This window comes from Streptomyces sp. AHU1 (assembly GCF_045343905.1).
Taxonomy (GTDB): domain Bacteria; phylum Actinomycetota; class Actinomycetes; order Streptomycetales; family Streptomycetaceae; genus Streptomyces; species Streptomyces triticiradicis.
Map to the genome: position 1 here is coordinate 2,864,242 of NZ_CP174283.1, position 12,541 is coordinate 2,876,782.

Consider the following 12,541-nt stretch of genomic DNA (forward strand, 5'->3'; position numbering starts at 1 on the left):
CCTGTCGGTCGTCTGTCGGTGGCGGCTGGCACCTTGAGGGGCATGACGCGAATCGACAACACGCCCCGGCAAGCTGCGACCGGCCGCAGCGCCGTCACCGTACGGGGGCTGGTCAAGCACTACGGCGAGACCAAGGCGCTGGACGGGGTCGACCTGGACGTGCGCGAGGGCACCGTCCTCGGAGTCCTGGGCCCCAACGGCGCCGGCAAGACCACCCTCGTCCGCTGCCTGTCCACCCTCATCACCCCCGACGCCGGAACGGCCACGGTCGCCGGCTTCGACGTGCTGAAGCAGCCCCGGCAGCTGCGCCGGGTGATAGGCCTCACCGGCCAGTACGCCTCGGTCGACGAGAAGCTCCCCGGCTGGGAGAACCTCTACATGATCGGGCGGCTGCTCGACCTGCCCCGCAAGGAGGCCCGCCGGCGCGCCGACGAGCTCCTGGAGCGCTTCTCCCTCACCGAGGCCGCCAAGCGCCCGGCCTCCACGTACTCCGGCGGCATGCGCCGCCGGCTCGACCTCGCCGCCTCGATGATCGGCAAGCCGGCCGTGCTGTACCTGGACGAGCCGACGACCGGCCTCGACCCGCGCACCCGCAACGAGGTGTGGCAGGAGGTCAAGCGCATGGTCGCCGACGGCGTCACCGTGCTGCTCACCACCCAGTACATGGAGGAGGCCGAGCAGCTCGCCTCCGAGCTGACGGTCATCGACCGCGGCAAGGTCATCGCCGGCGGCCGGATCGACGAGCTGAAGGCGCGCGTCGGCGGCCGGACGCTGCGGATCCGCCCGGCGGATCCGCTGCAACTGCGCCCGCTGGCCGCCATGTTCGACGAGCTGGGGCTCACCGGCCTCGCCACGACGACCGTGGACGGCGAGACCGGCAGCGTGCTGGTCCCGATCCTCGGCGACGAGCAGCTCACCGCCGTGGTCGGCGCGGTCACCGCGCGCGGCATCACGATCGCCTCCATCTCCACCGAACTGCCCAGTCTGGACGAGGTGTTCCTCTCCCTCACCGGCCACAAGGCCAGTGCCCCGCAGGACGAGAAGCCCGCCCGCGCCTACGAGGAGGTCTCCGCATGAGCGCCCGCCCGTCGCCCACCACCACCCTTCCAAAGGGCGGCTCCGCCGCACACCTCCCTTCTGCCGCCGAAGCCCCCCTCGCCGTCAAGGCCGACCCCCGCATCTCGCCGCGCGCGCACCTGAGGCACACCGGCGCGCTGATCCGCCGCAACCTGCTGTGGATCCGCCAGGACCCGGAGTCGATGTTCGACGCGATCCTGTTCCCGGTCATCTTCACGCTGCTGTTCGTCTACGTCTTCGGCGGCTCCATCGGCCAGTCCCTGGGCGGCGGCCAGGAGCGGTACGTGCAGTACGTCGTGCCCGGCCTGATGGCCATGATGGGCATGAACATGGCCCAGGGAGTGGGCACCGGCTTCAACACCGACTTCAACTCCGGTGTCATGGACCGGTTCCGGTCCCTGCCGATCGGGCGCGGCTCGGTGCTGTTCGCCAAGATCGCGGTCGAGCTGATGCGGATGCTGATCGCGACCGCGGTCCTCATGGTCGTCGGTGTCCTGGTGGGCTTCCACATCACCAACTGGCCCGGTCTGTTCGCCTCCGTGGGCCTGTCCGCGGTCTTCGGCTCGGCCCTGATGTGGGTGTTCCTCACCCTCGGCGTGATCATGAAGAGCGCGCAGTCCGTGCAGGCGATGGGCTTCCTGGTGCTGATGCCGCTCCAGTTCGGCTCCTCGATCTTCGCGCCGACCAAGTCGATGCCGGGCTGGCTGCAGAACTTCACCGAGTACAACCCGCTGTCCTCCCTCGCGGACGCGGCACGCGGGCTGATGGTGGGCGGTCCGGTCGAGCACGGCCTGTGGGTGACACTCGCCTGGTCGCTGGGCCTCACCGTGGTGATGGCGCCCATCGCCATCCACAAGTTCCGCACCAAGAGCTGACCCCCGGCGTACGGCCCGGCCCCCGTCGGCGGGGCCGGGACGGGCCGGTTCGCGTCCGCGCCTCAGACGAGGGCGGCGGCCTCCTCCAGGGAGAGGCCGCCGCCCTCCGCGTACGCCGCCTCGTACGCCGCGTCGTCGAGCAGGGCACGCGCGCCCGACTCGGCCTGCTCACGCACCTCCACCTCCATGGGATTGGGGACGTGGCCCGGCGGCAGCAGGGCGTCCGCGGCGCCGAGGAGCCGGGCCGCGTCCGTCGCGCGCCCGCCGCCGTCCAGGCCGTTCAGGGCGATGGCCGCCGTCATCAGATGGGCGGAGGGCATGTGCGGCGCGATCATCCGCGACAGCCGGTCGACGGCGCCCAGTGCTCGGCGCACCTTGTCCAGGGCGCTCTCGCACTGCCCGTCGATCGCGTCCAGCCAGGCCTCCACACCGAGCATGAACCCGTCGAACAGGACGAAGGAAGCGGCCCCGAAGTCCTGGCGGAGCAGCCGTATCTGCTCGCGCGCCTCGTCGGTCCGGCCGGTGCGGCCGAGCCAGGTCGCGAGGAAGAGGTGGGCCGCCGGCATGGCCTCGTTGTGGGCACCGTGCCCGGTCGCGAGGACGTCGCGGATCATCCGCTCGCCCCGCTCGGCCTCCCCCAGTTCCATGTACATGCTGCCGAGCCGGACGTTGAGCACCGCTGTTTGGGCGCGTGCGCCCAGCCGCTCGGCGTACTCCGCCGCCTCCGCGTAGTCCGCGGCGGCGGCCCGGAAGTCGCCCTTGCGCTCATGGGCCTCCCCGCGCGCGGAGAGCGATTCGGCGGCGCCCCAGGCGTCCCCGATGCGCCCGAAGAGCTCCAGTGCCTCGTCGGCGTCCACGGTGGCGTCGCCCGCCATGTCGGCGCGGTTGGCGAGGATGTTGGCACGCATCTGCAGGGAGGTGGCCAGTTCCCAGTCGTAGCCGAGTTCCCGGCAGGTGCTGACCGTCTTGTTGATCACCTCGGTGAACCGCTCCATCGTGCCGGTGAGCAGCACGGCGTAGAACCAGAGGTAGCCGGGGGCCCGGCAGGTCTGCGGCATGCCGGGCTCGTACGTCATGCTGATCGCGTGGAGCTTCTCCTGGGCCTGGGGGGTCTGCCAGGCGCCCATGTCCATGTCCATGTAGGCGAGGTGGATGAGGTGGACACCACGCCGGGCCTCCTCCAGTACCTCCTCGCGCATCGGCGGCGGGAAGTCCGTGCAGCGCTCGTACAGCGCGGCGGCCGGGCGCACGGGCGGGGCGAAGGGGTCGGGACCGAGGCCCATCACCTCCAGGGACCAGGCGCGGGCGTCGACGCGCTGGTCACGGATCTGCCAGTACCAGGCCAGCGAGTGGACCATGCACAGCGCCTCCTGCTCGTCGCGTTCGGCAACGGCGTGCCGCAGGGCGGTGCGCAGGTTCTCGTACTCGCGCTCGATGAAGTCGATCGCGGAACGCTGCCCGGGTCCGCGCAGCAACGGGTCAGTGGTGCGGGCGAGTTCGCGGTAGTACGTGAGGTGGGCGCGCTCGGTGGCCCCGCGGGCGCCGGACTCCTCCAGGCGTTCGCGCGCGTACTCGGCGACGGTCTCCAGCAGCCGGTAGCGCATCTCGGCGTCCCCCTCGCCCGAAGGGGCCGCCACGACGAGGGACTTGTCGACGAGCGAACCGAGGGCGTCCAGCGCCGCCGGGCCGCACACCGCCTCGGCGGCGGCGAGGTCGCAGCCGCCCGCGAACACGGACAGCCGTCCCAGGGTGTCGCGTTCGGCCTCGTCCAGCAGGTCCCAGGACCAGTCGACGACGGCGCGCAGGGTCTGCTGCCGGGGCAGCACGGTGCGGCTGCCCGAGGTCAGCAGCCGGAACCGGTCGTCGAGCCGGTCGGCGATCTGGCGCGGGGTGAGCATCCGCAGCCGGGCGGCGGCGAGTTCGATGGCGAGCGGGAGGCCGTCGAGACGCCGGCAGATCTCGGCCGCCGCCTCGGGGTCGTCCTCGACACGGAAGCCGGGCCTGGCGGCGGCTCCCCGGTCGGCGAGCAGCCGCAGCGCGGAGGGTTCCGGCAGCGGGTCCACCGGGCGCAGCAACTCCCCCGGTACGCCGAGGGGTTCACGGCTGGTGGCGAGCACGGTCACTCCGGGACAGCGCTCCAGCAGCGCCTCGGCGAGATGCGCGGCGGCGTCGACGACGTGCTCGCAGTTGTCGAGGACGATCAGCATCCGGCGCTTGGCGCAGTGTTCGGCGAGCCGGGTGAGCGGGTCGTCGTGCCGGTCGGCCACGGCGCGCATCTCCTCGGCGCCGGCTCCGCGCAGCACGGTCTCGCGGGCGCCGACGGCGGTCAGCACGGCCTCGGGCACGGCCTTCGGGTCGTCCACCGGGGCCAGTTCGGCCAGCCACACCCCGTCCCGTGGGGCGGGGGCCAGGGCTTCGGCCGCCTCCTGCGACAGCCGTGTCTTGCCCGCCCCGCCGGGGCCGAGCAGGGTCACGAGCCGGGACGCCGAGAGATCGCCCCGGATGGCATCGATGTCCTTCTCCCGTCCCACGAAGGACGTGAGCCGGGCACGGAGGTTGCCGGGCGGCGGTGACGCCGGGCGGGTACGGGAGGCGGACGCCTCGTCCGGGGCACCGGCGACGCGGGCCGCCGGGCCCTCGGCGGAGACGGCGTCCGGGTGTCCGGCACCCGCGGTGCCGGCGTCTCCGAACGGGGCCGCGGTCTCCGTGGCCGGGAGGAGGACGCCGTCGGCGGAGGCGGGCACGGAGCTGCCGGAAACCGGGCTTCCACCGCCGGACCGCACACCGGCCCCGCCGACTCCGGAACGGTCCCGGGGCCCGGAGCCGGAGCCGCCCCGGGGGCCGGCGCCGTACCCAGGACCGGAACCGTCCCGGGAGCCGGAGCCGGCCCCGGACCTGGATCCGTCCCGAGGTCCGGGGCCGTACCCCTCCCGGATTCCTGAGCCGTGCCCGGAGCCGTGACCCGGCTCGGAGGCGTCCCGGGAGCCGGAGCCGTTCCAGGAGCCGGAGTCGCCCGTGGGGCCGGTCAGCAGTTCCGCGTGCAGGGCGCGCAGTTCGGGGCCCGGGTCCGAGCCCAGCCGGCCGGCGAGCAGCACGCGGACGGATTCGTAGGCGGCGAGGGCCTCGGCGGGGCGGCCCGCGTCGCGCAGCGCCCGCAGCCGCAGGACGTGCAGCGGCTCGTCGAGCGGGTGCAGGTCGCAGAGGGCGGTGAGCTCGGGCAGGACCTGTTCGGCGTGGCCGAGGGCGAGGGCCGCGGCGAGCCTGGCGCGCCGGACGTCGAGACGGCGGGTCTCCCAGCGGGCCGACTCGGCGGCGCGGTCCGGGAGGTCGGCGAGGGCCGGACCCTGCCACAGGGCGAGGGCGTCGTCCAGGGCGGCGGCCGCCTTGGCGGAGTCGCCGTCGGCGAGGGCGCGGATGCCCTCGCCCGCGAGCCGCTCGAAACGGTGCAGGTCGACGTCGTCGGACGCCGCCGCCAGCCGGTAGCCGCCCTCGACCGACTCCACCGCGTCCGCGCCGAGCGCCCTGCGCAGCCGCCCGACCAGCGCCTGCAGCGCGCCGGGCGCGTCCGCGGGCAGGTCGCCGTCCCACACCTCGTCGACCAGGACGGCCGCGGAGACGGTCCGTCCGGGCCGCAGCGCGAGGACGGTCAGCAGGGCGCGCAGCCGCGCCCCGCCGACCGGGACGGGCGTGCCGTCGGGGCGGAGTGCCTGGGTGGTACCGAGGATGCGATAGCGCACGGGGTCCATTGTCTCCGCTGACGTCAGGGGCGGGGGCCGGGTACGTGGAGTTCGGCCAGGACCCCGACGCGGCCCTCACCGAACCACTTGGGGCAGCGGTCCACGGCTTCCGACGAGCGCGACGCGGGCACCGGTTCCCGGGTGTGCGAGCCGGGCGTGATCTCCGCGAAGTCCTGGTGCACCAGATGGATCGTACGGACCGTGCCGGTCGTCTCGGGCCACCGGGCCCCGTGCCGCTCGACGGTGAGCAGACCGCTCCTCGTGACCCGTCGGCCGGGCCCCGGCCGCATCCCGTCACCACCCGAGGAGACACCGTCCGAGGGGGCGTCGTCCTCGGGATCGGCGTCCTCGGGATCGGCGCCCAGGGCCACGACCAGGCCGTCGTCCGCGCGCAGCACCCGGATCTCGGCTCCGTCGTCGCGCACGTGCTCCACCGTCGCCGTGATCTCGCCGATCTCCCCGGACCAGCCTCCGCCGAGCGTCTCGCCCCCTTCGTCCAGCAGGAGCGGCCAGCTCACCTCGTCCCCGACCGAGAAGGGAGTGCCGCAGCACTCCATCTGCCAGTCCGCGTAGAACACCCGCCACAGTCCCATTCCCCCAGCCTTCCCGGAACCGATACCCGATCGCGAGACGTTTTCGGCATGAGCCCGGTACGGTCGGGCAGGCCCCGAGCACACCGTCGTCAGTCCAGCCAGCCCAGGAGCGCCATGACCACCGCCGCGACCCGCCGCAGCGACCGGAGGATCAGTCCCGTCTTCGTCGGCATCGCCGCCGTCATGGGGGTGGCCGGCTGGGCGACCTGGACCGGGTTCGCCGAGCAGCCCGGGGTGGCCGTCTTCCTCTTCGTGACGGCCGCCTGGATCGTCTCGCTGTGTCTGCACGAGTACGCGCACGCCCGCACCGCGCTACACAGTGGCGATATCACCGTCGGCACGAAGGGTTATCTGAGCCTCAACCCTCTCGCTTATACCCACGCCCTGCTGAGCATCGTCCTGCCCGTGATCTTCGTGATCATGGGCGGGATCGGGCTGCCGGGCGGCGCGGTCTTCATCGAGCGCGGCCGCATCCACGGCCGCTGGAAGCACAGCCTGATCTCGGCGGCGGGCCCGCTGACGAACGTGCTGTTCGCCGTCGTGTGCACGGCCCCGTTCTGGCTGGGCGCCCTGGACGGCGTCCCGCCCGCCTTCCGCTACGCGCTGGCGTTCCTCGCGCTGCTCCAGGTCACGGCCGCCATCCTGAACTCCCTGCCGGTCCCGGGCCTGGACGGCTACGGGGTGATCGAGCCGTGGCTGTCGTACGACATCCGCCGCCAGGTCGAACCGTTCGCGCCGTTCGGCCTGCTCGCGGTGTTCGCGCTGCTGTGGATCCCGTCGGTGAACCGCGAGTTCTTCCACCTGATCGACACGGTCCTGGGCGGCCTCGGCATCGACGGCCGTGACGCCGACTGCGGACAGTGGCTCTACCGCTTCTGGGAGCCGGACAACGACATCTGTCTGGGGTCGTGACCCGGCGGGTGACGCCGGCCGGTGTCCCGGCCGGCCGCTACGCCCTGCCGCGCCGCACGTAGTACCAGGTCATGTTCGACGACAGGCCCGCCAGCAGTACCCACACGATGCCCAGCCAGCTCCCCTGGACGAAGGAGACGACGGCCGCGGCCACGGAGAGGACACAGACGGCGAGGGCGTAGAGAGCGAGGCGGGGCATGGGGTCGGCTCCTGTCGGGGGACACTGCTTCGCGACCAGTGTCCCCCACCCGGCCCGTACGTCCGTCACCCGGCCCGTACGTCCGTCGTGCGACCTATACGTCCGTCACCCGCAGGCCCGCGTGCGCCTTGTAGCGGCGGTTCACCGAGATCAGGTTGGCGACCAGGGCCTCGACCTGATGGGCGTTGCGCAGGCGGCCGGAGAACACGCCCCGCATGCCGGGGATGCGGCCCGCGAGGGCCTGGACGATCTCGACGTCGGCCCGCTCCTCGCCGAGGACCATCACATCGGTGTCGATCTCCTCGATCTCCGGGTCCGCGAGCAGCACGGCGGAGAGGTGGTGGAAGGCCGCGGTGACCCGGGAGCCGGGCAGCAGGGCGGCGGCCTGTTCGGCGGCGCTGCCCTCCTCCGGCTTCAGCGCGTAGGCGCCCTGCTTGTCGAAGCCGAGCGGGTTGACGCAGTCGACGACCAGCTTCCCGGCCAGTTCCTCGCGCAGCGATTCCAGGGTCTTGCCGTGGCCCTCCCAGGGCACGGCGACGATCACGATGTCGCTGCGCCGCGCGGTCTCCGCGTTGTCGGCGCCCTCCACACCGTTGCCGAGCTCCTCGGCCGCGGCGTGCGCGCGGTCGGCGGCGCGCGAGCCGATGATCACCTTCTGTCCCGCCTTGGCCAGGCGGTAGGCGAGGCCCTTGCCCTGCGGGCCGGTGCCGCCGAGCACGCCGACGACGAGCCCGGACACGTCGGGCAGGTCCCAGGGGTCCTTGGCGGGGGCCTTCTGTGCGCTGTCAGTAGAGGTCATGGGCCGACTGTACGTGCGCGGACCGCGGCGGGGCTCCCGGGGCGGCCGGGTGCCCGGGGTGAGGACGGTCACCCGAGCGCGGTCACGGGGATGCGCCGGAAGGTGATCGTCTCGTACGCGCCGAAGTCGCCCGTCTCGTAGAGGAGTCCGACCGTCCCGGTGTCGACGCGGACCAGGTCGGAGTACGCGGCGGGCAGTCCGTCCACCGTGTGCGCGGACCGCCAGGTGGTGCCGCCGTCGGCCGAGGCGCGGACCGTCATCAGCGCGCGGAACTCCGGGTCCGCGGGCCCGGAGTACAGGAGCAGGTCCGGGTCGCGGAGCTGGAGCAGGCTGCCCTGGACGACCGGGGTGACCAGACCGGCCTGCGGACGGAACGGTCTGACCAGGGTCCTGCCGCCGTCGAGGGAGTGGGCGTCGGCGCGGTTGCCGGGCGAGGGGGAGTCGTTGCGAGTGTTGAAGTAGACGCGGCCGTCGGGGAGTTCGGCGGCGGTGGTCTCGTTGACGTTGATGTATCCGTTGGTGTTCTCGTCGAGGTAGCCGAGGTACCAGGTCGCGCCCCGGTCGTCGCTGAGCAGACAGTGGCCGCTGTTGTACTTCGCCTCGGTGCCGTCGTCGGTGCCGGTGGGCGCCACGGTGTGGTTGCCGGGGACGACCACCCGGCCGGAGCGGAGCTGGAGGGCGTGTCCGGGGGTCGTGGCGTACCAGCGCCAGCCCGTCTTCTTCACCCGCGCGGTGATCTCCTCGGGCGCCGACCAGGTGCGTCCCTCGTCGTCGCTGTGCTGCACCCACACGCGCCGCCCGTCGGCCGCCCTCACCTTGCCGCGCAGGAGGGCGTCCTCGGTGGCGGAGGCCGCGCTGCGGACGTGGACCAGCAGGACGCGGCCGGTGTCGAGGGTGACGGGCGCCGGGTTGCCGGCGAGGTCGGTCCCGTTGTTCGCGACGACCTGGAGGGGGCCCCAGGTCCGGCCGCCGTCCGTGGACCGCTTGAGCACGATGTCGATGTGTCCGTGGTCCTTCGCGGAGCCGACCCGGCCCTCGCAGAACGCCAGCAGGGTGCCGGTGCGGGTGGCGACGACGGCGGGGATCCGGAAGCTGGCGTAGCCCTCGCGCCCGGCGCGGAAGGGCACGCTCACCCCCGTGCCGGTGCCGCTCTCCGTGTCCGTCCCGGTCGCTGCGCTCGGCTGTGTCATGGCCGGCTCCCTGCTGCGGTCGCTGTGGGGTCGTCGGTGCGGACTTCTGCCCGACTCGGGCGAATTCACGGTGAACTCCGGGTCACGAGTGGCTCACTGCGGCAGGATGCGGCCATGGATGCCGTACGGGTCGCGTTGCTGCGCGAAGTGCTCGCCGGGACCGAATGGCTGGGTGCGACAAGACGGTTCGGGGGAACCCTGCGGGGGTCCGTGGTGTCGTACGGCGGGGGGTTGCTGCTGGTCGGTTCCGAGACGTACGAACCCTGGCACCTCGCGGCGCACCTGGTGGACGAGGCGGCCTGGTCGGGGACGCCGGAGCTGTCGCCGACGCTGGTGCGGCACGGGGCGCGGGAGTCCGGTCCGGCTCACCTGACGGTGGGGCTCGGGCGGATCGAGGCGGCCCGGCGCGGGGAGACCCTGCTCGTGGTGGCGCCGGACGCGCCCGGGGCCGCGCTGCTGGAGCGGGTGCACGACGCCCGGCGGGCCGGGGCGACGGTACTGGCCCTGTCCCACGGGGAGGGCGAGCTGCCGGCGCTGGCCCACGAGTCGCTCGCGGTGCCGCCGGACCCCGAGCTCGACCTCGACACCGTGCAGCATCTGGTCAGCGCGGCGGCCGGGGAGAACGCGCTGCCCGCGCCCCGCGGCCGCCACCGCCTCCGCGACCGTCTGTCCCGCATCGCGGACCGGCTCACCGCCCCGCCGTCGTACCGGTGGTAGCGGACGCGGCCCGCGCCGACGGGGCTCCGGGGGTGGGGTCGCCCTTCTGCGGTCCCGGTTCCGGGGGAACCGGCCGCCGGTGGGGCCGTCGGATCAGGCCGGCCCCGTCGGATCAGACTGGTCCCGTCGGATCAGACTGCCCCGGGTCAGACTGGCCCTGCCGGATCAGACGGTCCCGCCGGGTCGAACCGGTCCCGCTTGGTCGCGTCCCGGCCGGGGCCCGCGCCACGGCCCGCGCGGGCGCCCGGCACCCCGGTCCCCGGCCGCCCCGGGAGCCGGCGCGGCGGTCCGCCCGGGCGTCCGGCGCCTCAGCCGCTCTCGGGACCCTGCGCCTTGCCCGACGCGTCGTGCCACTTCGGGTCCGTCTCCCATTCGAGGTTCCGCTCCCGCGCGAGGTCCATCGCGTGCGTGGCCTCCTCGCGGGTGGCGTACGGACCGAAGCGGTCCTTGGCGGGGCACTCGGGGCCCTCCTCGACCTTCTTGTGCTCCAGGCAGTAGAACCACTCGCCGGGCTTGCCGACCGTCCGCTTCTTGAACAGGGCCATCACCAGCTCCTTTCGCCTAGGACATGTTCCCCCATGCCCGCTGGTTAGACTCGCTGCCATGTCTGGCCAGTCGCTGCTCGTACCAGGGGAGCTCTCTCCCACCCGCTCCGTGCCGGGAAACATCAGGCGTCCCGAGTACGTCGGGAAGCCCGCCCCCACGCCGTACACCGGGCCGGAGGTGCAGACGCCCGAGACGATCGAGGCGATGCGCGTCGCCGGGCGGATCGCCGCGCAGGCGATGGCCGAGGCCGCGAAGCTCATCGCGCCGGGCGTGACGACGGACGAGCTGGACCGGGTGGCGCACGCGTACATGTGCGACCACGGCGCCTACCCGTCGACCCTCGGCTACCGCGGCTTCCCCAAGTCGCTGTGCACATCGGTCAACGAGGTCATCTGCCACGGCATCCCCGACTCCACGGTGCTGCGCGACGGGGACATCGTGAACCTGGACGTGACGGCGTACATCGGCGGTGTGCACGGCGACAACAACGCGACCTACCTGGTGGGCGACGTCGACGAGGAGTCGAGGCTGCTCGTCGAGCGGACCCGGGAGTCGCTCGACCGCGCGATCAAGGCGGTCAGGCCGGGGCGCCAGATCAACATCATCGGGCGGGTCATCGAGTCGTACGCGAAGCGCTTCGGGTACGGGGTCGTCCGTGACTTCACCGGGCACGGGATCAACTCCTCGTTCCACTCCGGGCTGATCATCCCGCACTACGACAACCCGCACGCGACCACCGTCATGCAGCCCGGGATGACCTTCACCATCGAGCCCATGCTCACGCTCGGCACGCACGACTACGACATGTGGGACGACGGGTGGACCGTCGTGACGAAGGACCGCAAGCGCACGGCCCAGTTCGAGCACACCCTCGTCGTCACCGCGAGCGGCGCGGAGATCCTCACCCTCCCCTAGGCCCTGTCCGGAGGTCCCGGACCCGCTGAACCCGCCCTGTCCACAGGGCGGGTTTTTTCATGTGGCAGGAGCCGGTGACCGGGGTACGGTTTTACCGACAGGATGTCGGGAAGGCTATTGACTTAGGTAAGGCTAACCATAGAAGATCCGACTGGTCCCACAACGGTCCCCACCCTTCCCCACCGGCTCCGGAGGCCCCATGAACGCGTCGGACACGACGAGCACGCCGGACACCGCGAGCCCCGCGGCCACCCCGTTCTCGACGCTCATCCGCACCGCGTCGCACGAAGCGCACACCGAGGCGGAGACCTCGACGTTCATGAGCGACCTGCTCGGCGGCCGGCTCGGCGTCGAGGCGTACGCGCGCTACACCGAGCAACTGTGGTTCGTGTACGAGGCGTTGGAGGCGGAGACCGGGCGGCTGGCCGCCGATCCGGTGGCCGGGCCCTTCCTGCGGCCCGAACTGCTGCGCCGCGCCGCCCTCGAACGCGACCTCGCCCATCTGCGCGGCCCGGACTGGCGGGACACGCTCACCGCGCTGCCCGCGACCCGCGCGTACGCGGACCGGGTCACGCGGTGCGCCCGCGAGTGGCCGGGAGGCTACGTCGCCCACCACTACACGCGCTATCTGGGCGACCTCTCCGGCGGCCAGATCATCCGCGGCAGGGCGGAGCAGACCTGGGGCTTCAGCCGCAAGGGCGACGGGGTCCGCTTCTACGTCTTCGAGGACATCTCCAACCCCGCCGCGTTCAAGCGGAGCTATCGCGAACTGCTGGACGGGGTGCGGGCGGACGACCTGGAGAAGCAGCGGATCGTGGCGGAGTGCAAGCGGGCGTTCGCGTTGAACACCGGGGTGTTCAGGGCTCTGGGCGAGGAGTTCCCGCTGAGCGCGTGAAGGTTCGCCCCGGGCGCGGGGCAAGTACCGGGTCCCGGGCGCGGGGTCCCGGCCGCGGGGTCCCGGCCGCGGGGCCGGTACCGGGT

12 protein-coding genes are annotated in these 12,541 nt (G+C 72.9%); 6 read left to right on the plus strand and 6 right to left on the minus strand.

All coding sequences use genetic code 11. From position 1 onward, the window contains the following. The first annotated feature begins 42 nt into the window (after positions 1 to 42). Positions 43 to 1,077, plus strand: coding sequence for an ATP-binding cassette domain-containing protein (locus ACICHK_RS12970; protein WP_406837006.1), 1,035 nt, complete (start codon positions 43 to 45; stop codon positions 1,075 to 1,077). Further along, entirely contained in the window at positions 1,074 to 1,952 is an 879-nt protein-coding gene (locus ACICHK_RS12975) for an ABC transporter permease (protein WP_406837007.1), read from the plus strand. The genes ACICHK_RS12970 and ACICHK_RS12975 overlap by 4 nt, the downstream gene beginning before the upstream one ends. 62 nt (positions 1,953 to 2,014) lie before the next feature. Here ACICHK_RS12975 and ACICHK_RS12980 read toward each other — a convergent pair whose 3' ends face one another. Both ACICHK_RS12980 and ACICHK_RS12985 read right to left on the minus strand, forming a co-directional pair. After that, positions 2,015 to 5,698, minus strand: a complete 3,684-nt coding sequence (locus tag ACICHK_RS12980; protein WP_406837008.1) for an AfsR/SARP family transcriptional regulator — start codon at positions 5,696 to 5,698, stop codon at positions 2,015 to 2,017. A gap of 14 nt (positions 5,699 to 5,712) precedes the next feature. Next, entirely contained in the window at positions 5,713 to 6,282 is a 570-nt protein-coding gene (locus ACICHK_RS12985) for a DUF6578 domain-containing protein (protein ID WP_406837009.1), read from the minus strand. Between the two features lie 114 nt (positions 6,283 to 6,396). Here ACICHK_RS12985 and ACICHK_RS12990 point away from each other — a divergent pair, with 114 nt between their 5' ends. After that, complete coding sequence (locus ACICHK_RS12990) at positions 6,397 to 7,194, plus strand: site-2 protease family protein (RefSeq protein ID WP_406837010.1); 798 nt, start codon at positions 6,397 to 6,399, stop codon at positions 7,192 to 7,194. 37 nt (positions 7,195 to 7,231) lie between these two features. On the opposite strand, the gene ACICHK_RS12995 is transcribed toward ACICHK_RS12990, so the two are convergent. The 3 genes from ACICHK_RS12995 to ACICHK_RS13005 all read right to left on the minus strand — a co-directional run bounded on the left by ACICHK_RS12995 (position 7,232) and on the right by ACICHK_RS13005 (position 9,382). Further along, positions 7,232 to 7,393 (minus strand): hypothetical protein, encoded by a 162-nt coding sequence (locus ACICHK_RS12995; protein WP_192582712.1) that lies wholly within the window; start codon positions 7,391 to 7,393, stop codon positions 7,232 to 7,234. 94 nt (positions 7,394 to 7,487) lie between these two features. Beyond that, entirely contained in the window at positions 7,488 to 8,192 is a 705-nt protein-coding gene (npdG, locus tag ACICHK_RS13000; protein WP_151473240.1) for an NADPH-dependent F420 reductase, read from the minus strand. A gap of 68 nt (positions 8,193 to 8,260) precedes the next feature. Next, positions 8,261 to 9,382 carry an exo-alpha-sialidase gene (locus ACICHK_RS13005; protein WP_406837011.1) on the minus strand — a complete coding sequence of 374 codons (1,122 nt, stop codon included), beginning with the start codon at positions 9,380 to 9,382 and terminating at the stop codon, positions 8,261 to 8,263. Positions 9,383 to 9,496: 114 nt separating this feature from the next. Here ACICHK_RS13005 and ACICHK_RS13010 point away from each other — a divergent pair, with 114 nt between their 5' ends. After that, entirely contained in the window at positions 9,497 to 10,099 is a 603-nt protein-coding gene (locus ACICHK_RS13010) for a hypothetical protein (protein ID WP_406837012.1), read from the plus strand. Positions 10,100 to 10,407: 308 nt separating this feature from the next. Here the strand turns inward: ACICHK_RS13010 and ACICHK_RS13015 are convergent, their stop codons facing one another. Further along, the gene (locus ACICHK_RS13015) at positions 10,408 to 10,644 is read right to left on the minus strand and encodes a hypothetical protein (RefSeq protein ID WP_192582711.1); all 237 of its coding nucleotides are present in this window, start codon (positions 10,642 to 10,644) and stop codon (positions 10,408 to 10,410) included. Between the two features lie 58 nt (positions 10,645 to 10,702). On the opposite strand from ACICHK_RS13015, the gene map reads away from it, so the two are divergent. Next, entirely contained in the window at positions 10,703 to 11,560 is an 858-nt protein-coding gene (gene map, locus ACICHK_RS13020) for a type I methionyl aminopeptidase (RefSeq protein ID WP_151473236.1), read from the plus strand. A 199-nt stretch (positions 11,561 to 11,759) separates the two neighbouring features. Further along, positions 11,760 to 12,455: a heme oxygenase (biliverdin-producing) gene (locus tag ACICHK_RS13025; protein WP_406837013.1), complete on the plus strand. Its 696-nt coding sequence runs from the start codon at positions 11,760 to 11,762 to the stop codon at positions 12,453 to 12,455. Positions 12,456 to 12,541: the final 86 nt, after the last annotated feature.